This is a genomic window from Sphingomonas sp. OK281 (assembly GCF_900115295.1).
Classification (GTDB): Bacteria; Pseudomonadota; Alphaproteobacteria; order Sphingomonadales; family Sphingomonadaceae; genus Sphingomonas.
In genome coordinates this window covers 1,061,731-1,088,085 of record NZ_FOVZ01000001.1, presented here as the reverse complement: position 1 = coordinate 1,088,085, position 26,355 = coordinate 1,061,731, and the positions used below count along the sequence as shown (strand labels likewise).

30 protein-coding genes and 1 pseudogene are annotated in these 26,355 nt (G+C 67.0%); 15 read left to right on the top strand and 16 right to left on the bottom strand.

The window, feature by feature from the left end:
- Positions 1-45: 45 nt before the first annotated feature.
- Positions 46-330, top strand: a complete 285-nt coding sequence (locus BM244_RS04945; RefSeq protein ID WP_093397734.1) for a hypothetical protein — start codon at positions 46-48, stop codon at positions 328-330.
- A 67-nt stretch (positions 331-397) separates the two neighbouring features.
- On the opposite strand, the gene BM244_RS04940 is transcribed toward BM244_RS04945, so the two are convergent.
- The 4 genes from BM244_RS04940 to BM244_RS04925 all read right to left on the bottom strand — a co-directional run bounded on the left by BM244_RS04940 (position 398) and on the right by BM244_RS04925 (position 4,163).
- Positions 398-814 carry a response regulator transcription factor gene (locus tag BM244_RS04940; RefSeq protein WP_175518058.1) on the bottom strand — a complete coding sequence of 139 codons (417 nt, stop codon included), beginning with the start codon at positions 812-814 and terminating at the stop codon, positions 398-400.
- Positions 815-894: 80 nt separating this feature from the next.
- Positions 895-1,527, bottom strand: a complete 633-nt coding sequence (locus BM244_RS04935) for a response regulator transcription factor (RefSeq protein ID WP_093397730.1) — start codon at positions 1,525-1,527, stop codon at positions 895-897.
- Complete coding sequence (locus tag BM244_RS04930) at positions 1,520-3,082, bottom strand: PAS domain-containing sensor histidine kinase (RefSeq protein ID WP_175518056.1); 1,563 nt, start codon at positions 3,080-3,082, stop codon at positions 1,520-1,522. Before BM244_RS04930 ends, BM244_RS04935 begins: the two co-directional genes overlap by 8 nt.
- Positions 3,083-3,344: 262 nt before the next feature.
- Complete coding sequence (locus BM244_RS04925; protein ID WP_093397729.1) at positions 3,345-4,163, bottom strand: universal stress protein; 819 nt, start codon at positions 4,161-4,163, stop codon at positions 3,345-3,347.
- 173 nt (positions 4,164-4,336) lie between these two features.
- On the opposite strand from BM244_RS04925, the gene BM244_RS04920 reads away from it, so the two are divergent.
- Positions 4,337-4,987 carry a BON domain-containing protein gene (locus tag BM244_RS04920; protein WP_093397728.1) on the top strand — a complete coding sequence of 217 codons (651 nt, stop codon included), beginning with the start codon at positions 4,337-4,339 and terminating at the stop codon, positions 4,985-4,987.
- 240 nt (positions 4,988-5,227) lie between these two features.
- Here the strand turns inward: BM244_RS04920 and BM244_RS04915 are convergent, their stop codons facing one another.
- Positions 5,228-5,791 (bottom strand): GNAT family N-acetyltransferase, encoded by a 564-nt coding sequence (locus BM244_RS04915; RefSeq protein ID WP_093397726.1) that lies wholly within the window; start codon positions 5,789-5,791, stop codon positions 5,228-5,230.
- A gap of 170 nt (positions 5,792-5,961) precedes the next feature.
- Between BM244_RS04915 and BM244_RS04910 the strand changes: the two genes are divergently transcribed.
- Entirely contained in the window at positions 5,962-6,573 is a 612-nt protein-coding gene (locus BM244_RS04910) for a hypothetical protein (protein ID WP_217649078.1), read from the top strand.
- A 61-nt stretch (positions 6,574-6,634) separates the two neighbouring features.
- A complete protein-coding gene (locus BM244_RS04905; RefSeq protein ID WP_175518054.1) occupies positions 6,635-7,171 on the top strand; it encodes a hemerythrin domain-containing protein in 537 nt (178 codons plus the stop codon).
- Here the strand turns inward: BM244_RS04905 and BM244_RS04900 are convergent.
- The 4 genes from BM244_RS04900 to BM244_RS04885 are packed head-to-tail and all read right to left on the bottom strand — an operon-like array spanning position 7,168 to position 10,807.
- The gene (locus BM244_RS04900) at positions 7,168-7,878 is read right to left on the bottom strand and encodes a Crp/Fnr family transcriptional regulator (RefSeq protein ID WP_093397723.1); all 711 of its coding nucleotides are present in this window, start codon (positions 7,876-7,878) and stop codon (positions 7,168-7,170) included. The genes BM244_RS04905 and BM244_RS04900 overlap by 4 nt on opposite strands.
- Before the next feature lie 55 nt (positions 7,879-7,933).
- A complete protein-coding gene (gene cydX, locus BM244_RS04895) occupies positions 7,934-8,056 on the bottom strand; it encodes a cytochrome bd-I oxidase subunit CydX (protein WP_082470763.1) in 123 nt (40 codons plus the stop codon).
- Between the two features lie 25 nt (positions 8,057-8,081).
- Positions 8,082-9,221 (bottom strand): cytochrome d ubiquinol oxidase subunit II, encoded by a 1,140-nt coding sequence (cydB, locus tag BM244_RS04890; RefSeq protein WP_093397722.1) that lies wholly within the window; start codon positions 9,219-9,221, stop codon positions 8,082-8,084.
- A 14-nt stretch (positions 9,222-9,235) separates the two neighbouring features.
- Complete coding sequence (locus BM244_RS04885) at positions 9,236-10,807, bottom strand: cytochrome ubiquinol oxidase subunit I (RefSeq protein WP_093397720.1); 1,572 nt, start codon at positions 10,805-10,807, stop codon at positions 9,236-9,238.
- A gap of 121 nt (positions 10,808-10,928) precedes the next feature.
- Here BM244_RS04885 and cydD point away from each other — a divergent pair, with 121 nt between their 5' ends.
- Together cydD and BM244_RS23855 are read left to right on the top strand one after the other, a co-directional pair.
- Positions 10,929-12,713 carry a thiol reductant ABC exporter subunit CydD gene (gene cydD / locus BM244_RS04880; RefSeq protein ID WP_093398131.1) on the top strand — a complete coding sequence of 595 codons (1,785 nt, stop codon included), beginning with the start codon at positions 10,929-10,931 and terminating at the stop codon, positions 12,711-12,713.
- Positions 12,710-14,140, top strand: a pseudogene (locus BM244_RS23855) (amino acid ABC transporter ATP-binding/permease protein); the annotation flags it as partial. The gene cydD and the pseudogene BM244_RS23855, both read left to right, overlap by 4 nt.
- Before the next feature lie 97 nt (positions 14,141-14,237).
- Here BM244_RS23855 and BM244_RS23460 read toward each other — a convergent pair.
- Positions 14,238-14,966, bottom strand: a complete 729-nt coding sequence (locus BM244_RS23460; protein WP_093398130.1) for a sterol desaturase family protein — start codon at positions 14,964-14,966, stop codon at positions 14,238-14,240.
- Between the two features lie 59 nt (positions 14,967-15,025).
- Complete coding sequence (locus BM244_RS04865) at positions 15,026-15,718, bottom strand: OmpW/AlkL family protein (RefSeq protein ID WP_254784309.1); 693 nt, start codon at positions 15,716-15,718, stop codon at positions 15,026-15,028.
- Between the two features lie 133 nt (positions 15,719-15,851).
- Between BM244_RS04865 and hemN the strand changes: the two genes are divergently transcribed.
- Positions 15,852-17,171 carry an oxygen-independent coproporphyrinogen III oxidase gene (gene hemN, locus BM244_RS04860; RefSeq protein ID WP_093397719.1) on the top strand — a complete coding sequence of 440 codons (1,320 nt, stop codon included), beginning with the start codon at positions 15,852-15,854 and terminating at the stop codon, positions 17,169-17,171.
- A gap of 101 nt (positions 17,172-17,272) precedes the next feature.
- Here hemN and BM244_RS04855 read toward each other — a convergent pair whose 3' ends face one another.
- From BM244_RS04855 to madL, 3 genes are read right to left on the bottom strand one after another with little or no spacing between them, the layout of a single operon-like run.
- Positions 17,273-17,965: a GntR family transcriptional regulator gene (locus BM244_RS04855; RefSeq protein ID WP_254784268.1), complete on the bottom strand. Its 693-nt coding sequence runs from the start codon at positions 17,963-17,965 to the stop codon at positions 17,273-17,275.
- 6 nt (positions 17,966-17,971) lie between these two features.
- Positions 17,972-18,736: a malonate transporter subunit MadM gene (gene madM / locus BM244_RS04850; protein WP_093397717.1), complete on the bottom strand. Its 765-nt coding sequence runs from the start codon at positions 18,734-18,736 to the stop codon at positions 17,972-17,974.
- A gap of 11 nt (positions 18,737-18,747) precedes the next feature.
- Positions 18,748-19,182 (bottom strand): malonate transporter subunit MadL, encoded by a 435-nt coding sequence (gene madL / locus BM244_RS04845; RefSeq protein ID WP_093397716.1) that lies wholly within the window; start codon positions 19,180-19,182, stop codon positions 18,748-18,750.
- Between the two features lie 164 nt (positions 19,183-19,346).
- Here madL and mdcA point away from each other — a divergent pair, with 164 nt between their 5' ends.
- From mdcA to BM244_RS04810, 7 genes are read left to right on the top strand one after another with little or no spacing between them, the layout of a single operon-like run.
- Complete coding sequence (gene mdcA, locus BM244_RS04840) at positions 19,347-20,993, top strand: malonate decarboxylase subunit alpha (protein ID WP_093397714.1); 1,647 nt, start codon at positions 19,347-19,349, stop codon at positions 20,991-20,993.
- Positions 20,994-21,000: 7 nt separating this feature from the next.
- Positions 21,001-21,318: a malonate decarboxylase acyl carrier protein gene (gene mdcC / locus BM244_RS04835; protein ID WP_093397712.1), complete on the top strand. Its 318-nt coding sequence runs from the start codon at positions 21,001-21,003 to the stop codon at positions 21,316-21,318.
- The gene (locus BM244_RS04830) at positions 21,315-22,217 is read left to right on the top strand and encodes a biotin-independent malonate decarboxylase subunit beta (protein WP_093397711.1); all 903 of its coding nucleotides are present in this window, start codon (positions 21,315-21,317) and stop codon (positions 22,215-22,217) included. Before mdcC ends, BM244_RS04830 begins: the two co-directional genes overlap by 4 nt.
- Entirely contained in the window at positions 22,204-22,920 is a 717-nt protein-coding gene (gene mdcE / locus BM244_RS04825) for a biotin-independent malonate decarboxylase subunit gamma (RefSeq protein ID WP_093397709.1), read from the top strand. The genes BM244_RS04830 and mdcE overlap by 14 nt, the downstream gene beginning before the upstream one ends.
- Positions 22,920-23,549, top strand: a complete 630-nt coding sequence (gene mdcG, locus BM244_RS04820; RefSeq protein ID WP_093397707.1) for a malonate decarboxylase holo-[acyl-carrier-protein] synthase — start codon at positions 22,920-22,922, stop codon at positions 23,547-23,549. Before mdcE ends, mdcG begins: the two co-directional genes overlap by 1 nt.
- Positions 23,546-24,379 (top strand): triphosphoribosyl-dephospho-CoA synthase MdcB, encoded by an 834-nt coding sequence (gene mdcB / locus BM244_RS04815; RefSeq protein WP_093397706.1) that lies wholly within the window; start codon positions 23,546-23,548, stop codon positions 24,377-24,379. Before mdcG ends, mdcB begins: the two co-directional genes overlap by 4 nt.
- Complete coding sequence (locus tag BM244_RS04810; RefSeq protein WP_093397705.1) at positions 24,376-25,302, top strand: acyltransferase domain-containing protein; 927 nt, start codon at positions 24,376-24,378, stop codon at positions 25,300-25,302. The genes mdcB and BM244_RS04810 overlap by 4 nt, the downstream gene beginning before the upstream one ends.
- 115 nt (positions 25,303-25,417) lie before the next feature.
- Here the strand turns inward: BM244_RS04810 and BM244_RS23750 are convergent, their stop codons facing one another.
- Both BM244_RS23750 and BM244_RS04800 read right to left on the bottom strand, forming a co-directional pair.
- On the bottom strand, positions 25,418-25,543 hold the full coding sequence (locus tag BM244_RS23750; protein ID WP_302847246.1) for a hypothetical protein: 126 nt from the start codon (positions 25,541-25,543) through the stop codon (positions 25,418-25,420).
- Positions 25,544-25,612: 69 nt separating this feature from the next.
- Positions 25,613-25,891 carry a metal/formaldehyde-sensitive transcriptional repressor gene (locus BM244_RS04800; RefSeq protein WP_093397704.1) on the bottom strand — a complete coding sequence of 93 codons (279 nt, stop codon included), beginning with the start codon at positions 25,889-25,891 and terminating at the stop codon, positions 25,613-25,615.
- 287 nt (positions 25,892-26,178) lie between these two features.
- Here BM244_RS04800 and BM244_RS23005 point away from each other — a divergent pair, with 287 nt between their 5' ends.
- Positions 26,179-26,319 carry a hypothetical protein gene (locus tag BM244_RS23005; RefSeq protein ID WP_175518052.1) on the top strand — a complete coding sequence of 47 codons (141 nt, stop codon included), beginning with the start codon at positions 26,179-26,181 and terminating at the stop codon, positions 26,317-26,319.
- Positions 26,320-26,355: the final 36 nt, after the last annotated feature.

Sequence of the window (26,355 nt, the reverse complement as noted above, 5' to 3'; positions counted from 1 at the left end):
CACCCGCATCGTGCGGCAACGAGGCGAGCCGGCGGGGAGCTCGCCATGAACGCTATCCATACCGAGATACTCTATTTCCGGCGACGCATCGACGCGACGCTGGCGATGGCCGATGCGGCGGCCGGGCCTTGTGCGCGGGTCGTGCATGAGACACTCGCGCGGCTGTATCGCGACAGGCTCGAGGCGCTTGTCGCGACGTTGCCGTGCCTGGTCGTGGAGCCTGTGGTTGCGATCCCGCGGCGTGTGATCCGGGCCGAGCGTACGGTCACGCCGCCGACGCTTCGGCATGCGGCGGCGCGGCCACGCCTTACGCTGAAGCTCGCCTGCTAGGCATGTAGCAACCGGGGGCGGCCTACGGGGGAGCCATGGGGGCGCCCCCGCCAACCATTCGTTTCAATCAACCCTCGGCGTTCCAGCTGGACCAGCTATGGTCGATCGAGGCGGCGATCGCGGTGAGGAGGGGGGCGTCTCCGGTGGTGCGGTGGAGGATGCGGTCGCCGTGACGTTCGGCGGCGTGGGTCAGCGTCGCGTGCGGCATGCCACCGTCGAGCAGAATGGCTTTCCCCCGCCAGCCGGACGCACGCATCGCGTCGAGCGTATCCAAGCCACTGCCGCCGATCCCGTCGATATCGACGACGATGCACGACACGTCGCGGGAGCGGGGATCGGCGAGCAGCGCCGCGCCGGTGGCGTAGGAGCGCACGTCATAGCGTTCGGACAGCAGCATGATCTGGCGCGCGCGGCGGATCGTGGGGTCGCCATCGACCAGCGAAACGCCGATGCCGGCATGCGATAGGGTAGAGTGGTCGGTCATCGGGCGGTCCTTCTCGCTCATCGATGACACGCGCACATCGTCCCGTCTGTACGTAGAAAGCGAGGGGGGCGGGGCGGCGCTCAGGCCGGTTCGGCGGGTTCACCCAGTCCGGCCGAAAATGCGATGCGGAGGACGTCCGACAAACTGCGGGCGGCAAGCTTTTCCATCAGGTTCGAGCGGTGGACTTCGACGGTGCGGGTAGCGATGTCGAGGTCGTAGGCGATCAGCTTGTTGGGGCGACCCAGCACCATGCCGTCGAGCACGTCGCGTTCGCGCGGCGTGAGCACGGCGAGCCGGACGAGCGCGTCGGCGGCGGCGAAATGGTCACGGCCGGAGCGCGCCGCGTGCGCCAGTGCTGTCTCGATCGCAGCAAGCAAGACGTTGCGCTCGAACGGCTTTTCCAGGAATTCGATCGCGCCGGCCTTGATCGCGCGGACCGCGAGCGTGACGTCGCCGTGGCCGGTTAGCATGATCACCGGTAGGGTATTGCCGCTCCGGGCCAGGCGTGCCTGAACCTCCAGCCCGTCGAGATCGGGCATACGGACGTCGAGCAGCAAGCAGCCACGCGTCTCGCGCGTCACCGACTTCAGGAAATGCGTGCCTGAGGGATAGGTCTCGACCGCATAACCCGCCTTGCGCAACAGGAAGCTCACCGACTGGCGGATCGCCTCGTCGTCGTCGACGATATGGACCGTGCGGAGTGGGTCAGTCATCGGTGTCGCTTTCCTGGAAGGCCGCGAGCTGCACGGTGAAATGGAACGCGGTGCCGCCCGTGGCGACGCCGTCCGCCCAGATGCGCCCGCCATGCGCCTCGACGATCGTCCGGCAGATCGACAGGCCGAGCCCCATGCCGTCCTCCTTGGTCGTCGCGAATGCCTCGAACAGGCGCGCGCGGACTTCGGTGTCGATGCCGGAGCCGGTGTCGGCGACGATGACCTGCATACACCCCTCGCGCTCGGGCGCGGTGGCGATCGACAACGTCTTGATCGGCGACGAGGCCATCGAATGGATCGCGTTGCGGATGAGGTTTACCAGTACTTGCTGGATCTGGATGCGATCGACGCGGACCATGATCGCGCCGGGCGATGCGCTACTGACGACGGTGATCCCTGCCTCGTGCGCGCCGAGTAGGCCGAGGCTGGTCGCCTCCTCGACGAGCAGGTCGAGACGTTCGTCGCGGAACCCGGTATCGCCGCCATCGACGAACGCGCGCAGCCGGCGGACGATCGTGCCCGCCCTCAGTGACTGCGCCGCTGCGAGGTCGAGCGCCTCGGCGATATCGGCCAGGAGAGGGTCTGCGCTGCCGTCGATCATCGCGCGTGTCGCCTCGAGGTAATTGGCGATCGCGGTCAGCGGTTGGTTGATCTCGTGCGCCAGCGTCGAGGCCATCGTGCCCATCGCGCTGACGCGGGAGACGTGGACGAGTTCGGACTGGAGTTCCTGCACGCGGCGTTCGGTCGCATGGCGGTTGGTGAGATCGCGGATGAAGCCGGTGAAGATCCGTTCGCCCGCGATCGAGGCTTCGCCGACGGCAAGTTCGATCGGAAACGTCTCGCCCCCTTTTCGCATCGCGCGTTCGAGCCGGACGTTGCCGATCACGTGGCGCTCGCCGGTGTAGCGGTATTTGCGCAGGTGCGCGTCGTGATCGCGTGCCTCCACCGACGGCATCAGCATCGCGACGTTCTGGCCGATCACCTCGCTCGCCGCATAGTCGAAGACGAGTTCGGCCGCCGCGCTGAACGAGGCGACGATGCCGTTCTCGTTCATCACGATCATCGCGTCCGGCACGGTATTGAGGATCGAGCGGAGATGGTGTTCGCGGCGCACGATCGCGGCTTCGGCAGCCTTTTCGTGGGTAATGTCGCGGATCACCTTGCCGAACCCGCGCAGCGCGCCGGCGTCGTCGTGCAGCGCGGTGATCGTCACGTGCGCAAGGAATTCGGACCCGTCCTTGCGGACTCGCCAGCTCTCCTCCTCGATCCGGCCATCGCAGTGCGCGCGGGCGAGGTCGGCTTCGGGCTTACCCGCCGCGATGTCGTCGGCGGGATAGAAGATCGCGAAATCGCGGCCGATGATTTCCGCTTCGGCCCAGCCCTTGATCCGCTCGGCGCCGCGGTTCCAGATCGTCACGCGGCCCTGGGGATCGAGCATGTAGATCGCATAGGTCGTCGCGCCGTCGATCAGCAGCCCCAGTTCTTCCGCCAGCGCCGCATCGCCGCGCGCTACCGCCTGGCGCTCGGTATCGTGCGACGACTGCGACGCGATCATGCGGGCGGTGCGGTGGCTCGGGGAACGCAGAGGCAAGTCATTGAGACACGGGCCTTGTTCGACACACTGATCCGATCCGGAAGGGGGCAAGAATACGACGCCCTCATTCGAAACATGACGCATGTTAGTACAAAGACTCGCTATACGCTAACAGTCCTTCGATAAGCGTGATCGCAGACAGGATCGTGGAGCCAACGAATAGTCTTCGGTTCGCATCGGCAACAGGGTCGGGATACTTGCTGATGGCGACGCTCGTCGCGGTTCAGTGCGACAACAAGGTGCAACGCCGGTCGCGCAGCAACAGGTCGCGGGTGATGCCGCCGAACGCCCATTCGCGGATCCGGCTATGGCCATAGGCGCCCGCGACGACGAGGTCGGCCTCGACGTCGTTCGCGATCCCCGCGAGCGTGTCGATGCTGGTGCCCTTCATCCGCGCGACGATCTTGTCCGCGTCGACGTCGTGGCGCGCGAGCCAGGCGGCAACATCGTCGATCGGCTTCCGCGCGTCGATCGCGTCGATCGTGACTTCGACGATCACGACCCGGTCCGCGGCTCGAAGCATGGGCAGCGCATCGCCGATCGCGCGGCGGCATTCGCGCGTATCGGTCCACGCGACCATGACGGTCGAGAAGGTCGCGGTGGCGGCGCCGTCGGGTATGACCAGCACAGGGCGGCCTGCGCGCAGGATGAGATCGCCGGTGTCGGCATGTGTCGCGAGGTCGGCAAAGCCCGGCCCTGCGCTGGTGATGACGAGATCGGCGGCGCGCGCATTCTCCGCGACGACGTGCGCGAGGTTGGCGAGCGTCGGGATCGAGCGCCATTCGAGCACGTGCTTCGCGAGCCGTTCGTGCGCGTGGAACTCGGTCTTGGCGCGGGCGAGTTCGTCGGCGACGATATCGCGCTCGATCACCGCATATTCGCCACCGAGATAGCCATCGCACGTGCCGATCTGCACCGGCTGGCACGCGGCGATGCCGATCACCGCGGCATCATACTGGTCGGCGAGCGTGGCCGTGACGTCGAGCAACGCCGCGTTGGGACGGCCGCCGTCGAGATGCACCATCAGGGTCGAATAGGTCATGCGCGGTCTCCCTCTTTCGCCGGACTGTCGACGTTTGGGCGGGAGTGGGAAAGGATCGGGAATTACGCATAAGCGTGCGGGCTGCGTAGTTCCCGACGCTGTCCCCGATCGGCTACGTCGATAGGGTTGCGTCATCGGCTCGGGCCTCTCCGCGCTGTCTCCAGGAGAGTGTCATGTCCCACGACGCAAGATTGCAGAAAGCCGTGCTCGCCGAACTCAACTGGGATCCGAGCGTCCCTGCCGGGCATATCGGTGTCACTGCGAACAACGGCGTCGTCACGCTGAGCGGCCACGCGGGCAGCTATGCCGCGAAATATGCCGCCGAACGTGCCGCGGCGCGGGTCGATGGCGTGAAGGCGGTCGCGGAGGAGATCGAGGTACAGTTGGAGGACCGCTTCAAGCGCGGGGACGAGGCGATCGCCAGCGCGATCGTCGAGCGGCTCTCCTGGGATACGACGGTGCCGCACGACAGCATCAAGGCGCAGGTCGAGGACGGCTGGGTCAGCCTGCGCGGCGAAGTGCGCTGGCATTTCCAGAAGGATGCAGCCGAGGCGGCGGTACGGCCGCTTGCGGGTGTCGTCGGCGTGGTCAACCACGTCACGCTGAAACCTCGCGTCGACGTGACCGATGTCAGCAATGACATCCGCACTGCGCTACACCGCTCGTGGTTCTTCGACGGCGACACGATCAAGGTGTCGGTCGACGGCGGCACCGTGCGGCTCACCGGCTCGGTCGATTCGCCGCACGACCGGATGGTCGCCGAGCGTACCGCCTGGGCGGCGCCGGGCGCGGTGAAGGTCGAGAACATGCTCGAGATCGCCTGACACCGGGACGCAGTAACCACCACGGCGATCGCCACGTAGCCGACCAGGACGGTTGGCTGCGGGGCGGCCGTGCCGACCTAACGATTGCGCTGCGACGCGGTTGGCGCGATGAGCGAGGACGCGGACCGTTTCTTGCGGAACGGTCCGCGTCGCTCTCCGAGGCCCGTTCGCGAAGGCAGCGACCGCGCCGAGCGGTCGCCCCATCCTGGCCGTCTGGGGCGGTGCTTCGAAGGCAGTTTGTCAGGCTGACAGCGTCATCCGCAACATCATCGATGCCGGATCGCCTGGACAGGCCGACGCGATCCAGCCGCGTTCGCGTTCCAGGTCGATCGCCTGATGATTGTCGCGGCTCTCGATCGACTCGAGCGTCGCGATCCCCTTCGCACGCGCGAATGCTGCGACGTGATCGAGCAGGGTCCAGCTGATCCCGCGGCGTTTGAAGTCGGTGCGGATCGCGAGGGCGACCTCGGCGCGGACGAGGCTTTCGTCGGCGGCGAGCATCGCGGTGGCTACGATCCGGTCGGTGGCGGGATCGAAGGCGAGGAAGTTCTCGGTATGATCGTGATCGACCGTGACCAGCGCGCGAAGCTGGTCGTCGCCGACATTGTGGATCGCGCTGAGGAAGCGGAACCGCAAATCCTCCTTGTCGACATGCTCGAAGAACGCCCCGAGCGCGGCTTCGTCGGCGGGAGACGCAGGGCGGACGTGGAACATGTAGCCGTCGCGCGTCGTCAGGTCGGCGCTCCACGACGCGGTCGATGGTGTAGGCGAAGCGCCTGCACGCTCGCTGACGAGTTCGACCATCTTGATGTCCCTTTGCGATTGCGCGCCGTCGATGGCGATGCACCTCGTGCCTACCGACAAAGACGGGGGTCCCGCAGCGTCGGGAAACACGTAGTTTCCGACGCTACCGACGCGATCGGCGGACGCTAGGGTGGCTCCGGAGGGCGATCTCCGCCCGTCGAGGAGACCGCATGACGATCGACATCCGGCGAATGCAGGATCTGGCGCGCGAGATCGTCGGGCTGCAGGGCGAACTCGACCGCGAGATCGAAAGCCGGCGGCGCGCGCTGGGCGTCGAGCTTACCGGCCGGATCGTCGGTTTCGAACACGGTGTACTCGATGCGCAGCGGCGGCTCAAAGTCTCGGTGCTGCGCTTCGTCGCGCGTTCCGACCTGATCTCGATCGTCACCGCGCCGGTGATCTATTCGCTGATCGTACCGCTGCTCGTCGTCGACCTGTGGGTGAGCGTGTATCAGGCAATCTGCTTCCGTGCGTACGGCATCGCGCGGGTGCGGCGGCGCGACTACATCATGTTCGACCGGGCGCATCTCGGCTATCTGAACCGGATCGAAGCCCTCAACTGCGCCTTCTGCTCCTATGCCAATGGCCTGGTCGGGTTCGTTCGGGAGGTCAGCAGCCGGACCGAGCAATATTGGTGCCCGATCAAGCACGCGCTGCGCGTCAGCGATCCGCTCCACCGCTATTACGAGTTCCTCGAATATGGCGATGCCGATGGCTATCGCACGCGACTGGCGGAATTCCGCGACCGGTTGCGCGAGGGCGAGGCGGATCGCGCCGCCTGATTGACCGTCGTCAATGTCGAGCGCGAAACGGCATGCGACCGAGGCTCGATGGAGAGCCGCGATGACCGAGCATGACGAGTTTGCCGCGCAGGTCGTGCCGTTCGCAGGGCGCTGGCACGTCATCCACGACCTCGATCTGGCGCGGCTGATCGCGGCCCACGCGCGGCTTCGCAACGTATGCGATCGGCTCGAGGCGTGCGCCGACGCGTTGCCCGGCCGCCTACCCGATGCCGAGACCGAGGCAGTCTGTCGCGACCTTCGCGACGTCCTGGTCAGTCACCCGCGCGATGAAAATGCAATGATCGATGCGCTGTTCGCGCGTGGTTTCGGCGATCCGCTCACCGCCGTGGTGGCGATACGGATGCGAGCGCGTCATGTCAGCGATGTGATCCAGGCCGAGGACATTCTCGCCGCCCTGTCGGGTGTCTCGGCACCGTGCGCGGAAGCGTTCGGGTATATGTTGCGGAGTTTTTTCGGCGGGTGCCGGCAGGCGATGGACTTTACCCAACTCGCGGTCCTGACGCTCGGAGCTGGGCGACTTACGCATGGCGCGCGCGACATGCTGGTGCGCGGGCTTTGCGAGCGCAGCGCGGTCTAGGCTGCCTCAGCGCACCCTTGCAACGCATCCGGGTCGGAGATCGTGATCGCGCGGCCACCGGGCAGGGCGATCACGCCGGCGGTCTTCAGCCGGGTCATCTGGCGGCTGACCGTTTCGATCGTCAGGCCGAGCACGTCGGCGATCTGTCCGCGCGTGAGCGGCAGGTCAAACGTCATCGGCCCGTCCGGCGTTGCGCGACACCCCGTCGCCGTGGCGCGCAACGCCATGTCCAGCAGGAAGCCGGCGATCTTCTCCTGCGCGGATTTGCGCGCGAGCGACAATATCCGCGTGCGGGCGACACCGAGCGCGGCCAGCGTCCGCTGCAGCAACAGGCGCTCCATCCGCACATGATCCTCCAGCACGCGCTCGAACGCGTCGCGCGGGAAGATGCACAGCTCGGACTCGGTCAATGCGGTGATCGTGAAGTCGGCTTGGCCGGCATAGGGCTGGCCGACGAAATCGGCGGGATACAACAGCCCGACGATCTGTTCGCGGCCATCGGGCGTCGCCGCCACCAGCTTGAGCACGCCCGACAGCAGGTTCGCGCAGATGATACTCTCGTCGCCCGCCCAGATCAGCGTCTGGCCGCGCGCGATCTTGCGACGGCGACCAAGCGTGTTCAGTGCACCCAGCTCGACGTCGCTGAGGCTGCTGCACAGGGCCTGGTCGCGGACCGCGCAGTCCGCGCAGATGTCGTGGTGAGCCATTGATCCAGTATAGTATGAAGGCCCGCGATATCCGCGCGAAATCTTTACGCGACCGTTACGAGTTTGCAGGGGCGTCCGCATCGTCTTCGATCGGCAAATGGAACTCGTGCCAGATGCCGTTGAGAATGCCGAAGCCGACGGCGAGCCCGAGGCCGAGCACCCACGTGAAATACCACATGATCAGATATCCTTAGCGTTGGAAATCAATAGAAGTCGGGGTTGGTCGCGACCTTGTGCGTGGTCACGCGGCCGAACATCACCTTGTATGCCCAGGCGGTGTAGGCGACGACGATCGGCAGCAGCACGGCGGTGACGAACAGCATGATGCCAAGCGTCTTGGCGCTCGACGACGCGTTCCACACGGTGAGGCTGGAATGCGAGTCGATGCTCGACGGCAGGATGAAGGGGAACATCGACAGCCCGACGGTCGCGATGATGCCGAGCGCCGACGCCGATGACCCGGCGAACGCCGCGCTCTCCGATCCGCGCCGGATGCCGAACAGCGCGAGCGCCGCGCCGCCGAAGCCGAGTACCGGGGCGATCATCATCCACGGATACAGGCCGTAATTGGCGAGCCACCCGCCGCGCGCCAGTTCGCTGGTAGTGCGCAAGGGATTGGACGGGCCGGAGGGATCGATCGCGCCGACGATGCGGTAGCCGATGTCGCCATAGGCGACGAACGCCCAGCCAGCTGCGAACAACGCGAGCGACGCAAGGCCCGCGACCGTGCCGAACTTGCGCGCGTGATCGTGCACCGCGCCGTGCTCGACCTTGATCGCCAGCCAGGCGCTGCCGTGCAGCACCAGCATCGCGACGGACAATAGTCCGCACAATAGCGTGAACGGCGTGAAGAGCCCGAGGAAGCTGCCGTCGAAGAACGCGCGCAGGTCGCTGTCGAGGCGGAACGGGGCGCCCGACAGGACATTGCCGACCGCCACGCCGAACACGAGCGCGGGGACGAACCCTCCGACGAACAACGCCCAGTCCCAGCGCGACCGCCATGCCGGATCGGGCCGCTTCGAACGGTATTTGAACCCGACCGGGCGCAGGATCAGCGCCGCGAGGACGAGGAACATCGCAAGGTAGAAGCCAGAGAAGCTGATCGCGTAGACGAACGGCCACGCCGCGAAGATCGCCGCGCCGCCGACGATAAACCATACCTGGTTGCCTTCCCAGGTCGGCCCGATCGCGTTGATCACCATCCGCCGCTCGGCGTCGGTGCGCCCCACGAACGGGAGCAGCGCCGCGACGCCGAGATCGAAGCCGTCGGTCAGCGCGAACCCGATCAGCAACGTACCAAGCAAAACCCACCAGATCAGACGCAGCGTTTCATAATCGAACATCGTCGTGTCTCCTGTCAGGCGGTTATGGCGGCGGCGGGGATCGGGCCGGGCGCGGGCTGTGGATCCTCGTCATGCTCGAACGGTCCCTTGCGGATCGTTGCGAGGATCAGCCGCACCTCGATCACCGCCAGCGTGCCGTAGATCGCGGTGAAGCCGATGATCGTCGTCCACAGCACACCGCGGGTCAGCGACGACGCAGCCAGGAAAGTCGGCAACACGCCTTCGATCGCCCAGGGCTGGCGACCGATTTCGGCCAGCATCCAGCCAAGCTCGATCGCGATCCACGGCAGCGGGATCGCGACGACGGCGAGCTTCAGGAACCAGCGCGTCTGGGTATGCATCCTGAGCGAGGTCAGCACGAACGCGGTGGCGAACAGCGCGATCATGAAAAAGCCGATGAACGCCATGATCCGGAAGCTCCAGAACATCAGCGGCACGTTCGGCACCACGTCCCATGCGGTCGCCGCGATCAGCTGCGGGCTGGCCATGCGCGGATCGGCGGCGTGGCGCTTCAGCAGCAGCGCATAGCCGAGGTCGCGCTTGTGCGCCTCGAACCGCGCCCGCTGTGCGACGTCGGTGCGGTCGACCTTCAGATGCTGGACCGCGTCATAGGCGATGACGCCCGAGGTGATCCGCTCCTGCGCCTTCAGCACGAGTTCGGACATCCCGGTCACCTCCTTGTCGAGGCTGCGCGTCGCGATCAGGCCGAGCACCCAGGGCACCTGCACCTCGTACCGCGTCTCGCGTAGAGCAACGTCGGGCATCCCGAACAGCGTCAGCCCGGCGGGAGCGGGGGCGGTGTGCCAGGCAGCCTCGATCGCGGCGAGCTTCATTTTCTGGTTGTCGGTCAGCGCGTAGCCGCTCTCGTCGCCGAGCACGACGACCGACAGCGATCCGGCGAGCCCGAACGCGGCGGCGACTGTCATCGAACGGCGTGCGACCGCGGTGTATCGCCCTTTCAGCAGCCAGAAGGCCGAGATGCCGAGCACCACGACCGAGGCGCAGACATAGCCCGCGCTGACGGTATGGACGAATTTGGCCTGCGCGATCGGGTTGAACAGCACTGCGCCGAAATCGCTGACTTCCATCCGCATCGTATCGGTGTTGAACTCGGCGCCGGTCGGATTCTGCATCCAGCCGTTCGCGACCAGGATCCACAGCGCTGACAAATTGGTGCCGAGCGCGACCATGCACGTGACCGTGAGATGGCCGAGCTTCGACAGGCGTTCCCAGCCGAAGAACATCAGTCCGACGAACGTCGCCTCGAGGAAGAACGCCATCAGCCCCTCGATCGCCAGCGGCGCGCCGAAGATGTCGCCGACGTAGTGCGAGAAATACGCCCAGTTGGTGCCGAACTGGAACTCCATCGTCAGCCCGGTGGCGACGCCCAGCACGAAGTTGATCGCGAAGATCCGCCCCCAGAACCGCGTGATGACGCGCCAGATCGGCCGGTTCGTCATCACGTACACGGCTTCCATGATGACCAGCATCATCGACAGCCCGAGCGTCAGCGGCACGAACAGGAAATGGTACAAGGCGGTCAGCGCGAATTGCAGCCGCGACAGATCGATGACCCCAAGGTCCATGGTTATGCTCCCTACACGGCCGTCGACGGTCGTGTCTGGACGCCGGGCTAGGCGAGGCCGGCGGCGCGAACATTGACCGCGGTCAAAGACGCGCGCGGGCTTGGCCCTGAATGCGGAGGACATGAATAGTATTGCCAAAGACCGCGCGCGCGTCTCCCGCGCCTATCTGAAGGTGGTCGTCGCAGACGGCGGCGGGGTGCGACTATCGACGAGCCTGCTGCTGCTCGACACCGTCGCGGCGATCGGCTTCGCGGCCGGGTTGGCGGGCGGCGTGGTCGCGGTGCCGAATGGTGTCGCGGCGATGCTGCCCTGGGCGTTGCTTGCGGGCGTTTCGGCAATCGGGCGCGGCGTGTGCGCGATGCTGGCGGCACGCGTCGGCGCGAGCGGCGCGTACCGGGCGAAGACACGGTTGCGGCGACGGATCGTCGCTGCGGCGCTGCACCGGGCGCCGGGATCGGATGCGACGACGGGCACGCTGATGAGCGCTGCCGTGGATGAGGTCGACGCGATCGATGGCTATGTCGCGCGCTTCCTGCCCGCGCGGATGGCGGCGTCGATCGCGCCGCTGATCGTGCTCGCCGCCACCGCAGTCGCCAGCCCGATCGCCGCCGCAATCCTGGTGGCGACGTTCTTTCCGTTCCTCGCTGCAATGATCCTGGCGGGCGGCGCCGCCGCGGATGCGTCACGCCGCCAGTTCGTCGCGCTCGCCCGGCTGTCAGGGCTGTTCGCGGACCGGATCGGTGCGCTGCCGATCGTGCTGGCCTTTCGGGCGGAAGGGCGCGAGGCTGCTGCGCTCGGCGACGCCGCGGAGGATCTGGCACGGCGAACGATACGCGTGCTGCGCGTTGCGTTCCTGTCGTCGGGTGCGCTGGAGTTCTTCGCCGCGCTGTCGGTCGCGCTGGTCGCAGTGTATGCCGGGTTCAATCTGTTGGGCCTGCTCCCGTTTCCCGTGCCCGAGACGCTAGACCTCGGCCGCGCATTCTTTGTGCTGGCGCTCGCCCCCGAATTTTACGCACCGATGCGGCGGCTGGCGGCGGCGTACCACGACCGGCAGGCAGCGGAGACTGCGGCCGAGCGATTGGCGGTGGTCGAGCAGGCTGAGGTTTCACCGCCGTCGTGCATACCGGTGTGGTCCGTCGTCGCGCCAACGATCCGCTTCGACTCCGTCTCGATCCGCTATGACGGGCAGGACAACGCTGCAGTATCCGGCGTATCGTTCGAGGCGCACCCCGGCATGATCGTCGCGCTGGTCGGCCCGTCGGGGAGCGGCAAGAGCAGCCTGCTTCACCTGCTTCTCGGTCTTGCTCCCTTGTCCGAGGGCCGCGTCACCATTGGCACTTCTCTCCTCCCTGGAAGGGAGGGGCCCGGGGTGGGTCGGTTTCCACATACTCAGCCGGCAGTGCCCCAAGCCGACCTACCCACCCCCAACCCCTCTCTTCCAGGGAGGGGAGAGCAACAAAACTTAAGCCTATGCACAATCGGCAGCATCGCGCCGATCGCCGCTTGGATGGGGCAGTCGCCGCTGATCCTGCCCGGGACGATCGGCTCGAACATTGCTCTGGCCTACACGAGCGCATCGGCCGGGCGGATCGCGGAGGTCGCACGGACCGCGGGGCTGTCACCGATGCTGCTAGCCCGCGGCGGATTGGACGCGGTGATCGACGCGCGTGGTAGCGGATTGTCCGGTGGGGAACGGCGCCGGATCGCACTCGCCCGCGCGCTGTTGAAGCCGGCGCCCGTGCTGTTGCTCGACGAGCCGACCGCGCACCTCGACGCCGCGTCCGAAGCGCACCTGATCGATGCGATCGCGCGCGCCTGCGTAGGGCGCACCACGATCATCGCGACGCACAGCGCACGGCTGGCTGAGATCGCGGACATCGTCATCGACCTTGGAGAGCGGCCATGACCGGGTTCGACACCCTCATCGCCGACGAGCGTCGACGGCAACGCTACGGCCTGTGGCGCGCGAGCGGCTATGCGGCGGTCGTCGCGATCGCCTCGGTCGTGTTGCTCGGGCTGTCGGGCTGGTTCATCACTGCCGCCGCGGTTGCGGGGCTCGCCGGGACGATCGCCGCGCAGGGCTTCAACTACATGCTCCCGAGTGCCGGCATCCGCCTGCTCGCGATCCTTCGGACCGCCGGGCGTTACGGCGAGCGGCTCGCCAGCCACGACGCGGCGTTCGGCGCGCTCGCTCGCATCCGCCCCGCGCTGTTTCTCGGTCTCGCGCGCGGTCCACTGGACCACGCACTCGCGCTGACGCAGGGCGAGGCGACCGCGCGCATCGTACAGGACGTGAACGTCGTCGAGGCGCACTTCGTCCGGCTTTCCGCCGTGCCCGGGATGATCGCGGCGCTGGCGAGCGGTTTGGTGTTGTGCGCCTTGGGAGGGTGGCGGCCGGCGGTGGCGCTACTGCTGTGCCTGGCCGGTCTGCTGGCGGTTGCAAGCGTCCTGGCCCGCCGCCTCGATGCACCGGGGCGCGAGGTGCAGCGTGCGAGCGGGGCGCTCAAGGACGCGTTTGCCGGTGTCGCCGATGCTGCGGCCGAACTCCGCTGCTATGGCGTCGAGGCGCAGGCGATGGAGGCCGTCGATGCGTGCAGCTTGCGCCTCGCGGAAGCGCAACGCGCGCAGGCCGTCGTGGCCGGTTGGTTCGAGTTCATCCAGGCGGTCGCCCTCGGCGTGGCAGGCGTTGCTGCGCTGATCCTCGCTGCACCCGCGGGCGCACCGATCGCGGCCTTGTGCGCGCTGGCGGCGGTCATGGCGATCGACGGCGCCGGACCGGTGTTGCGCAGCCTGGCCCAGCGAAGCGCCGTGCGCGAGGCCACAGCCCGCCTCGACGATCTGCTGGCCTGCGAGACGATGGAGGACGAGCCGACAGCGTGCCTTGGCACCGCGCGATCGCTAGATCTGCTCGGAACGCACCTTACTATGGGCACCCGCATCGCGCTGGTCGGGGCATCGGGGACGGGCAAAACCACGCTCCTGGAAAGTCTGCTCGGCCTGCGTGGCGTGAAAGCCGGCACCGCCTCCATCGACGGCAAGGATATCGTCGACGTCCCGCTCGCCATCCGCCGCACGACGTTTGGCTGGGCACCGCAGGACGCTGCTTTGCTGGCTGGGACGATCCGCGACACCCTCGCGCTCGGCGATCCGTTGGCTGACGATGCTGCGATGTGGGCGGTGCTGGCCGACGCTGCGCTGACCGACGTGATCGAAGCCCTGCCGGAGGGTCTGGACAGTTGGATCGGAGAACACGGCGTGCGCCTGTCGGGTGGCGAACGCCGGCGGTTGGCACTTGCCCGCGCCTATCTCGTCCGCGCGCCGTGGCTGTTGCTCGACGAACCGACCGAAGGGCTCGACGCCGCTACCGAGCGCTGCGTGGCCGAACGTCTGTCCGCCCGGCTCGCCAGAACCGGGCAGGGGCTGGTCATGGTCAGCCACCGTCCGGCGATGGTCGCGCTCTGCGATCTGCACCTCGCGGTCGCGCCGGTATCGGATGCGATCGTCGCGCCACCCACGGATATTGTACCGCAACCGCGTCGGTATAGCCGAGATTGAAGACCGTCGGACTCTTCGCCGGCCGTTCGACGCGGCGATAGAGCGTGCCGAACACGCGGTCCCAGGCGAAGTTCGTGATGCCGAAATTGCCCGTCTCGTCGTGGAAATGATGCTCCATGTGACGCGCCTTCATCGTCGCCAGCCACCTGACCCGCGGCTTGTACGAAAGATGCTGGATGCAGTGGAAGAACTCGTAGACGCAGGTGCACAGCAACCCGGTCGCGAACCCCGCCGCCGCACCGCCGGTCCCACCGATCAGCCAGCCCGGTACCGCGGCGACCAGCAGCAGCGTCGGCAGGGTCGTGTACAGCGCGCCGAACAGCACCTCCAAATGATTGGGATCGCGGTGATGATCGTAGTGGATCCGCTTCCATATGCCCGACAGCAGCGGCGTCCTGAACATCCAGTGCGAGTGCAACACCCAGCGGTGCAGCACGTACCAGATCAGCGGATAGGCGATCACGACCAGCGCGATCGTCGCGACGGTCGGCACCGCACCCGCCGGATGCCACGCGAAGAGGGCGGCCGACACCGCGACCAGCGCCAGATAGGCGACGATCGCATGATGTCGGAGATACGCGACCGTCAACTCGCCCAACGTCATGCGATCGAGATAGTGCGAGCGGCCCCAGAACGGGGCCGCTCGCCGGGTCGCATCGGTCGTCACAGCCGGATGCCGAGCCCGACCCCGAACACCAGCGGATCGAGACTGATCGCGACCCGCTGCGTACCCGCCGCCGCCGTCCGCAATCGCGCGGTCGTGTCGATATCGATGTATTTGACGTCGAGGTTGAGAAACACTTTCGGCGTGATGTCGATATCGACGCCGGCCTGCGCCGCCCAGCCGAAGCTGTCCTTCATGCGGACGTCGGTCGATCCCACGGCCGCGACCAGCCCGTCCGACGCCTTCTCGTTCCAGAAGATCGTGTAGTTCACCCCGGCACCGACATAGGGACGGATCTTGCCCGTCGGGTTCAGGTGGTATTGCGCGGTGAGCGTCGGCGGCAAAACCCAGGTCGAGGCAAGCTTGCCGATCGAGCCCGTAGTGCCTGAGCGGCCATCGGCGTGATGCTTGGTGGTCGACGCGATCAGCTCGAAGCCGATGTGATCGGTCGCCATGTAGGTGACGTCGACCTCTGGCATGAAGCTGTTGTTGACGCTGACATGCTCGCCGGGAAACGCGGGGATGACGCTGCCGGACTTCTCGTTCGGGGCGACCAGTATCGTCCGCACGCGCAGCAGCACGTCGCCGGCGGCGATGCCATGGCGTGGTGTCGCATCGCTCTGCGCGACGGCAGGAGCGGCCACGACCATACCCGCAAATACCGCACCGATGGCGAGGCTCTTGATCGACACATTCATGGTCCGGCTCCTGTAACCCAATGGCGTCGGGCTAGGCGCGCGTCGCCGCGAAGGCGTTGACCCCGGACAAGGATCGGGTTGACCGCGGTCAAAGACGTCACGCCCGCTGCCGCCCACGTCGGGGTGTATGTGGACCTATTATCCAGAGCTGCTCGCGGTGCCGGTACCGCGCTACACCAGCTATCCCACCGCCGCCGAGTTCACCGACTCGGTCGGCCCCGCGGACATGCACGCTGCGCTGGCCGGCATCGGCGCGCACGAAACCGTCTCGCTCTACGTGCACGTTCCGTATTGCCGACAGATCTGTTGGTATTGCGGCTGCAACACCGGCGCGGCCAATCGCAGCGCTCGGCTCGACGCCTATCTTGCGCGGCTGGAACAGGAGATCGTGCTGGTCGCCGACCGCGTTGGACATGCGAGGATCGGCCGGATCGCGTTCGGCGGCGGCAGTCCGAATGCGGTTGCACCGGCGCAGTTCGCACGGCTGGTAGAGCGCATCGTCACAAGTTTTCGTTGCGACGACCCGGTCCTCTCCGTCGAACTCGACCCGCGCGGGTTCACCGCGGAATGGGCCGCGATGCTGGCAGCGTACCGCGTGTCTCGCGTCAGCCTCGGCGTGCAGACGCTCGATCCGGCGATCCAGGCCGCCATCGGGCGTGTCCAACCGACCGACGAGGTCAGCCGCGTCATGGCGCTACTCCGCAAGGCGAACGTCGGATCGATCAATTTCGACCTGATGTACGGCCTGCCGAACCAGTCCGAAGCGGCACTCGAGGCGACGCTGCTCGACAGCCTCGCGATGGAGCCCGATCGGCTCGCGGTGTTCGGCTATGCGCATGTGCCAAGCATGATCCCGCGCCAGCGACGGATCGACGCGACCGCGCTTCCGGGTGCGCAGGCACGGTTCGGTCAGGCCGCCCTGGCGTATGCGACATTGACCGAGGCCGGCCATGCCGCGATCGGCTTCGATCATTTCGCCAAGCCTTCCGATGCGCTGGCCCAAGCCAGCGAGAACGGCACATTACGGCGCAATTTCCAGGGATTTACCGAAGATCCTGCAACGACGCTTATCGCGCTGGGTGCAAGCGCGATCAGCGAGTTTCGCGGCGCCCTGCTGCAGAACGAGAAGAGCACGGGCCGCTATCACGTCGCGCTCGCGGCAAGCCGGTTTGCCACCGTGCGCGGCATCCGCCGGACCGCTGAGGACCGGATGCGGGGAAAGGCGATCGAAGCCGTCCTGACGCGAGGCTTCGCTGATCTGTCCGGATTACCGGACTTTGCCTCGGTACACGATCGGCTCCTTCCCTTCGAGAACACAGGCTTGGTGGATTGGGACGGCACGACGCTCCGCCTCTCCCCTGACGCTCGCCTCTATGCCCGCTCGATCGCCGCGACGCTCGACGCCTACAGGTCTCCCGGCGCGCGACAATTCAGCACCGCGGTATAGGTGTCGCGCGCAAACTCGCCCCAGCGGGGATTCGCCGATCGCGTGCGACCGTAAAGGGCGGGACCAGATCATCGCTGTATCGTAACGAGCAAGGGGCGTGCTTACCGGCTTGGTGGAGTGGCATGCCCAGCATCCTGGTGCGCGATGTAGCTGTCGAGCGCGCTGGCGGCGTTGAGCATGTGGGCGCGCATCCGACGCGCTGCCTCTTCGCCGTCGCCTTGTGCGATCGCGCGCATCACGGCGTCGTGTTCGGCGCGAGAATTGGCGAGCCGGCGGTCCTGGCGGAGTTGCATGCGGCGGAAGGCGTTGAGACGGGTACGGACCGCGATCGCCTGCTCGGCGAGGAAGTCGTTGTGCGCGGCACGGTAGATCGCCTCGTGGAACTCGCGGTTGAGCGCATCGTAGGCGTCGACATCATTTGCCTCGACCGCGGCCTCGCTCGCTTCATGGATGCGCAGCAGGCGGCTGCGTTCGAGCGGCGTGATGCGGTAGGTCGCGAGCCGGACGCACACCGCCTCGATCTCCGCCATCGTCTCGAACATGTCCATCACTTCGTCCGCCGTAACATGACGGACGATGACGCCGCGGCGCGGGCGGATCTCGACCATGCCGCTGGTCGCCAGCTGCCGCAGCGCCTCGCGGACCGGCGTGCGCGACGCGCCATAGCGGTCGGCCAGCTGCTGTTCATCGAGCATCGTGCCGGGCGCCAGTTCGCCCGACGAGATCGCATCGGTCAGCGCGTTACGGATCCGGTCGGATAGCAGGCCGGTGTCTTCGATGTCGATAACGCCCACGTTTCCTTAGCCCCCCACGATCGCGCGGACGATCAGGTACAGGATCGACGGCGCCACCAGACAGCCTAGCCCGGTATGGAAGGTCGCGGTCAAGGCGCCGTAGGGGACGAGCCGGCGATCGGTCGCGGCTAGCCCGCCCGATACGCCGCTAACCGTACCCATCAGCCCGCCGAACACCATCGCGCTGCGCGGGTTGTTCAGCCCGATCAGCCCGGCGACCAAGGGCGTACCGACCATCACCATCACCGCCTTGAACACGCCGGTGGCGATCGACAGCGCGATGACTGGCGAACTCGCACCGATCGCCGCACCCGTCACCGGGCCGACGATATAGGTCACCGCGCCCGCACCGATCGTCGTCATCGAGACCGCATCGGTATAGCCGAACGACGCCGCGACCAGCGCACCGACGATGAACGGCAGCACCGTGCCGAGCAGCAGCGCGACCACGCCGATCAGCCCCGCCTTCTTCGCCTGTTCGACGTCTACCTCGCAGGCAGTGGCGACGATCGCGAAGTCGCGCAACATCGCGCCGCCCATCAGGCCGATCCCGGCGAGCATCGGCAGGTCGGCGAGCCCCTTGTGCCCGCCGGTCGCGATCCCGCCCCAGAAGGCGAGCGCGAGACCGATCAGGATCGCGATCGCCGAACCGTGCACGCGGCCCATCGTCAGTTTGGCGGACAGCATGTTGGACAGCCACATGACGATGCCGACGACCGCGAATGCAGTGAGCAGCGCGTTGGCGGTCAGCACCTTGGTGATCATTTCCATGTCGGTGCGCCTCAGTGCGTCGTTGCAGGGGATGGGGCGAGGGCTGCTTCGGCTTCGCGGGCTTCGCGCGCCTCGATCTCGTCCATCGTCTCGGGCGTACCCGACAGGCGGCTGATGAGCGCGACCGCGCTGAAGCACACCAGCAGCGCACCGACGCCGGCGATCAGCACCACCGGTCCACCCTCGACCGCCGCGACGACATCCTGCTGCGCCGCCATCGCGACGACGATCGGGATATACAGCGCGCCCCAGAAACCGATCCCGCGCGAGACGCCCTCGACGTAGCGGCCTCGCGCCTTCAGCCACATCCGCGCGGCGATCAGCAGGATCATCGCGATGCCGACCCCGCCGACATTGGCTTTCACGCCGAGCAATGCGCCGAGACCTTCGCCGAGCAATTGCCCGATCAACGTGCAGATCGCGAGCAGCGCGACTCCGGCGATCATGCAACGCGTCCTGGATCTTGGGCGGGGCTGGGTAGAGACTTGCTCATAGCGGATCCTCTCACTGTATTCGATCTATCGTCTTATACGTCTTTAAGTATGCACAGGGTTGCGTTTGGAGCAATAGAGAATACAAAGAGCGCAGAATAAGCGTCAGGAGGCGATGCGTGCGGCAGTGGAATACGCGGAAGGCTTTGCGCGAGGAGCGGATCGAGGCCGGGGCAGGTTTAGCCACCGGCAAGCTGGTCCATCCCGAAACGCTCGTCGATTTCCTCGAAGCCGTGTTGCGGCCGGGCGACCGGGTCTGCCTGGAAGGCGATAACCAGAAACAGGCGGACGTGCTGGCCAAGGGGTTGGCGGCGATGGACCCGGCGCGGATCCACGACCTGCACATGGTCCAGTCGGGCGTCGTGCTGCCCGAGCATCTCGACGTGTTCGACAGCGGCATCGCGAAGCGGCTCGATTTCTCCTATTCGGGGCCGCAGTCCGCGCGGATCGCGAAGATGCTGTTCGGCGGCAAGATCGAGCTGGGCGCGATCCACACCTATCTCGAACTGTTCGCACGCTATTTCGTCGACCTGACGCCGCAGGTCGCGCTGATCGCCGCGGTCAGTGCGGACCGCCATGGCAATCTTTATACCGGCCCCAATACCGAGGACACGCCGACGGTGGTCGAGGCAACCAGCTTCGGCAGCGGGCTGGTCATCGCGCAAGTCGGATCGATCGTCGATACGCTGCCGCGCGTCGATATCCCCGGCGATCAGGTCCATTTCGTGCTCGACGCGGGCAAGCCATTCTATGTTGAACCGCTCTTCACGCGCGATCCCGCGGCGATGACCGAGACGCAGATCCTTACCGCGATGCTGGCGATCAAGGGACTGTACCAACCCTATGGCGTGCGCCGGCTGAACCACGGCATCGGCTTCAACACCGCGGCGATCGAGCTGCTGCTGCCGACCTATGGCGAGAAGCTCGGGTTGAAGGGCAAGATCTGTACGCATTGGGCGCTCAACCCGCATCCGACGCTGATCCCCGCGATCGAAGCGGGCTGGGTCGAGCAGGTGCACTGCTTCGGCTCCGAGGTCGGCATGGAGGATTACCTCGCCGCCCGGCCCGATATCTTCTTCACCGGCCCCGACGGATCGCTACGCTCGAACCGCGCCTTCAGCCAGACCGCGGGGCTGTACGCGTGCGACATGTTCATCGGCTCGACGCTCCAGATCGATCTTGCCGGGCACAGCTCGACGATCACCGCGAACCGGATCGCAGGCTTCGGCGGCGCGCCGAACATGGGATCGGACGCGCGCGGCCGACGGCACCCGAGCGCGCCGTGGCTCCAAGCCGGGGCGGAGGCCGATCCCGATACCGCAGCACCCTTGAGACGAGGGCGAAAGCTGGTGGTGCAGATCGGCGAGACGTTCGGCGAGGGCAACGCGCCGCTGTTTGTCGAGAAACTGGGCGCGCTCGAACTCGCCGAGAAGCTCGATCTCGATCTGGCACCGATCATGGTCTATGCCGACGACACCACGCACATCGTCACCGAGGAGGGCATCGCCAACCTGCTGCTGTGCCGCACCGCCGACGAGCGCGAGCAGGCGATCCGCGGCGTCGCGGGCTTCACCGAGATCGGTCGCGGCCGCGACAAGGCGATGGTCGAGCGATTGCGCGAACGGAAGATCATCCAGCGGCCCGAGGATCTCGGTATCGATCCGCTCGATGCGAACCGGAACATGCTCGCCGCCCGATCGATCAAGGACCTCATGCTCGCCTCGGGTGGGCTGTACCGGCCGCCGAGCCGCTTCCGGAACTGGTAGGACACTCATGGAAATTCTCCATTTCGATATCGCCGCGCCAATCCCGGCAGGCGGCACGCGCGCAATGGCGCTCGTCGGCGTGGTCGCGTCGGGCAATCTCGAGGTGCTGGTCGAGCGCGGCGACGCACCCGATCGGTGCGCGATCGCGATCAGCACCGCGGCACACGGCTTTCGCGACCTGTGGGACGCGGTGGTCGCCGATTTCGTCGGCAGGCGTGCGGCCGGCGGCTTGCGAATCGCGATCAACGACGGCGGCGCGCGACCCGACACCGTGTCGCTGCGGCTCGCGCAGGGCGTCCGCATGATCGAGGAGCCCGAGACATGAGCAATTTTCGGCAGAGCTGGTACGAGGCGGGCGCGCGCGAACGGATCGCGGCACTGGTCGACACCGGCAGCTTCGCCGAGTTCGTCGGGCCGGAGCAGCGTGAGACGAGCCCGCATCTCGGCATCTTCGACTTGCCCGCGCAGTTCGACGACGGGATCGTGGTCGGCAGCGCGACACTCGACGGCACGCCGATCCTGGTCGCCGCGCAGGAGGGCCGCTTCATGGGCGGCGCGTTCGGCGAGGTGCACGGCGCCAAGCTGACCGGATTGTTGCGCGCGGCGAAGGCGCTCGGGCGCGATGTGGTGATAGCGTTCGACACCGGCGGCGTGCGCTTGCAGGAGGCCAACGCCGGCGAGATCGCGATCGCCGAGATCATGCGCGCGGTCGCCGAAGCACGGATGGCGGGCGTCCGCGTCGTCGGCCTGATCGGCGGCCGGGCCGGCTGCTACGGCGGCGGCGGGTTGATCGCGGGGTGCTGCTCGACGCTGATCGTGTCCGAACAGGGCCGCATCAGCGTGACCGGCCCCGAGGTCATCGAGACCAACATGGGCGTCGAGGAGTTCGACTCGCGCGACCGCGCGCTGGTCTGGCGGACGATGGGCGGCAAGCACCGCACGCTGATCGGCGGCGCGGACGTGTTCGTCGATGACGACGCGGCGGCGTTCCGCGACGCGGCGCGCACGGCGTTGGCGCGTCCGGCAAAGCTCGATGCGGATATTTTGGCGGCCGAGCAGGCGCGGCTCGAACGGCGGATCGCACGGTTCGGGGAGTCTGCCGACGCGACCGACATCTGGCATGCGCTCGGGGTCGACGACCCGAAGGGGATCCCCGATATGCCCTCGACCGCCTTTGCCAGCCTTGCCGCCCAGTATCGGGAGAGCGCCGATGACGCCCGCTGAGATCCTCGCATCGTTGTTTCCCGCCGGACATTCGGTGTCCGCCGAGGGCGACCTGCTGTTCGGACAGGGGGCATTGCCGGATGGCGCCCTGGTGCACGTCGTCGGCGCCACCGCGCGCGCGCCGATCGGCATCGACCAGGCGATCCGACTGTCAGCCGCGGTGCTGGAGATCGCCCGCAGCGATGACGCCACGCCGATCCTGTTCCTGGTCGACAGCGCCAGCCAGCGCATGAGCCGCCGCGACGAACTGCTCGGACTCAGCGAATATCTCGCGCACCTCGCCAAGTCGCTGCTGCTCGCCGAAGCGCGTGGTCACAGGACGATCGGACTGCTCTACGGCGGCAGCGCGGCGGGCGCGTTCATCGCCACCGCTCTCGCTTGTGGCACGCTCGTCGCACTGCCCGGCGCGCATCCGGAAGTGATGGACCTCGCCTCGATGGCCCGCGTGACGAAGCTGCCGATCGATGTGCTCGAGGCAAAGGCGAAGACCACGCCGGTCTTCGCGCCGGGTCTCGACAACCTCGTCAGCGTCGGTGGCATCGCGCAGGTCTGGAATCCAGCCGAGAGTCTCGCGGACCAGTTGCAGGCGCTTTTGGCACGTCCGCGTGAGCGCGACGACCGGGCCGCACTCGGCGCAGAGCGAGGCGGTCGACCGAAATCGGCGCGGATCGCGAGCCAAGTCGTGGCGGCGGCGCAGGCGTAATGCGGTTCGAGCGGCACCGCCTGGTCTACCTCGATCCGGCTTGCTGGGACGGTATACTCGCCACCCATCCGGCACTCCGGCCGGTCCCGGCGGTGGTCGACTGGGTCGCAGCGGGACACCCGCTGATCGCCCGTCGCGCGGTATGCGACGACGCCGCAGGGCTGGTACCACTTGGCCTGCCGCTCCCGCCATCGCTCGGCAAGCAGCGTCTCGCCGTGGCCGTGCCAGTGGATGCGATCTCGTCAGACTTGCCGCCGCCCCTGCTTGCCGAGGCAAAGCAGATGGCGCCGGCTGCCTGGCAGGAGACGATCACCGCTCTGGTCGCGCTCGATCCCGAGACGCGGTGCTTCGGCAGCCTGGCATGGGCCTACCTGACCGGCCTGCCGTACCTGTCGGAGACGTCCGACCTGGATGTCATCTGGCAAGTCGCGACCGGCGATGACGCGGCACGGCTGGCTGCAGCCCTGGTGCGCATCGACGCCGAGGCGCCGATGCGGCTGGACGGGGAGATCGTGACGCCGACCGGGCTCGCGGTGCAGTGGCGCGAGTTTGCGTCGGACGCGCCCGAAGTCCTGGCGAAGACGGCGAACGGCAACTGGATGACCGCGCGAACCGAGCTGTTCGCATGACCGTGCTTGCCCGCTCCACCACGGCGTTCGACGGCGACGGCATCGGCCGGATCGCCACCGACTGCCTCAAGCTGGAGATCGCGACCTACCCCAAGCCGGGCCTCGTCAGCCCGGTCGATACCGGCGCGCACGACGACATGGACGCGGCGATGATGGATCGCAGTGCCGATGCGCTCGAACCGTTCTTCGCAAGGCTCGCCGCAGTTGGCGCGGCCGGCGCAGGGATGGACCGCCTCCGCGCGATCGGGATAGAGGCCGAGGTCGCGATGATGGCGGCGACCGGCGGCGTCAACACGCACCGCGGCGCGATCTTCGGCATGGGGCTGCTTTGCGCCGCCGCCGGGTTTCGCGCGGCGTACTGCGTGCCGGGCACGCTGGGCGAAACTGTCGCGCAACGCTGGGGCGCGGAGATACTGCGCGGGCCGGTGCTCCTCCACAGTCACGGTAGCGCCGTCGCACGACGTCATTCCACTGGCGGGGCCAGGTCCGAAGCGGCGGCCGGTTTTCCCTCGCTCTACGACATTGCCTTGCCCGCGCTCGGCGAAGCGCGGCGACAGACCGGGGATGAGGAAGCGTGTCGCGTCTACGCGCTGATGGCACTGATCGTCGGGGTCGACGACACCAATCTCCTGTACCGCGGCGGCGCGGAAGGACTCGCCTTCGCGCAAGCACGCGCGCGCGCGTTCCTCGATGCCGGGGGGGTACGCGACATCGGCTGGCGCGGACGTGCGACTGCTATGCATGAGGATTTCACGGCGCGGCGGCTCAGCCCCGGCGGCTGCGCGGACCTGCTTGCAATAGCCTTATTCGTCGAAATCACCGAGGCATGACGCTTGCGCTGCTGTGTTCCGGTCAAGGTCGGCAGGATCGCGCGATGTTCGACCTGTTCGTCGACGATGCGCGTGCAGCACCTATCCTGACCGAGGCGGGTGCGTTGCTAGGTCAGGATATTCGCACCTTCCTGCAAACCGTGGACGATGCGACGCTGTTCGCCAACCGGACGAGCCAGATCCTCTGCGTCACCCGTGGGCTCGTCGCCGCAGCCTGCCTTGCGCCGACGATGCCATTTACGGTCGCCGGGTACAGCGTCGGCGAGATGACGGCGTGGGGCGTGGCCGGCGTCTGGACGCCCGAGCAAACGCTTCGACTGACGGCGTCACGCGCGGAGGCGATGGACGCGGCGAGCGGTCCGAACGACGGCTTGGGTTTCGTACGGGGGCTTGCGTGCGACCATGTCGAGGCGCTCGTGGCGGGCTTTGACTGCGCCATCGCGATCGTCAATCCCGGGCAGCTTTTCGTTATCGGCGGCGCGCGCGAGACGGTCCAACGCTGCTGCGCCGCTGCGATGGAGGAGGGCGCAATCGCCGCCCGGCCGATCGCGGTGCACGTCGCGTCGCACACTCGACGTCTGTCGCATGCGGTTGGGGTATTCCGGGCGCAGTTGGAAACATCCGAACCGGCAAGACCCGTCCGTGGACGCACGTTGATCACGGCATCCGATGCATCGATCGTGAGCGGCCAGCGCGACCTTCCCGGACTTGCCGCGCAGATCGACACCATGATCGACTGGGCGGCTACCCTCGAGGCGTTGGTGGAACGCGGCGTGGACCGCCTGCTTGAACTTGGGCCGGGGACTCCGTTGGCGGATATGGTCCGGACGACGTATCCCGCGCTGGCGGTCCGGTCGTTCGACGATTTTCGCAGCCTGCAGGGCGTCGCGGGATGGATCGCGGGCACGGCGTATGGCGCCTGACACGCGACCCAAGCCCGTATTCCCGCGACCATCGCTTCGATCCGACAGGTTGCGGACGTAAGCGGCGGTTCCGCACTGGCGACTGCCAGCTCGTGCGGAACCGCTCAATGCCCGGTTACGGACGGTTGTCGAGTTCCGGGACCCCGCTGCTCCGGTCCGCATAGGCATCCAGAAAGGTCTGCCGCTCCTGCCAGCGCTTCCAGAAGGCATCGACATGCTCGTAGCGCTCGTCGAGCGGCATCGCGTTGGCGGGGCTTTTGCCGGCATAGTCGCTACGTTTCCCCAGGGCGGCACTTGAGTGCGCTTGGGATCAGGTGAGATAGGCGTGGACGATCTCGACCAACTCTTCGGCTGCGACGGTACGAGGATCGTCACGCGAGGTTCCGGGATCGATCATGTGCTCCCGGATATGATCCTCGATCACCTCGGCGATGAAACCATCGAGCGCGCCGCGGCACGACGTCGCCTGCTGCAGGACGCGTGCGCATTCCCGATCTTCCTCGATCGCACGTTCGAGTGCTTCGATCTGTCCTTTCAGCCGCTTGAGCCTGTTGAGCAGCTTCTTTTTCTCTTTCTCGACATGGCTCATGGCCGACGCGCATCACCCTCTTGAACTATACTCCCCCAGGGTATAGCGGGCGCTCGTCGAGACGCCAAGGCTCCCGGCGGATGGCGCAATCGCGGCATCGATAACAAACAGGACGCGCATGAAACCCCGATCTACCCCCTTGTCCGGCGATGGCGACAGTAGCGGCTCTGCCCTGCTGACGATCACGGCTGGACGTCCCGGGTTCGGTCAAGCCGTTCGGGGATCGCGGGTGCGGTCCGACTGAGCGTCTTTCCCGGACTCACTCACGAGCCCGGAAGAGACGCCCGATGACCCACATTGCTTTCCGCGCGATCCAGCATGATCGCGCCATTCACGCCGCGCTTGCCGCCGCACCGCTTCATCGCGGCCGTATCCTCCGGGGATGGGCGGCGAGCGAGCCACGCACGCTAACCGAGCGCTCGGCATGACGCACGCGCGTCACGCGCCGGCTTTAGTGCTTCACG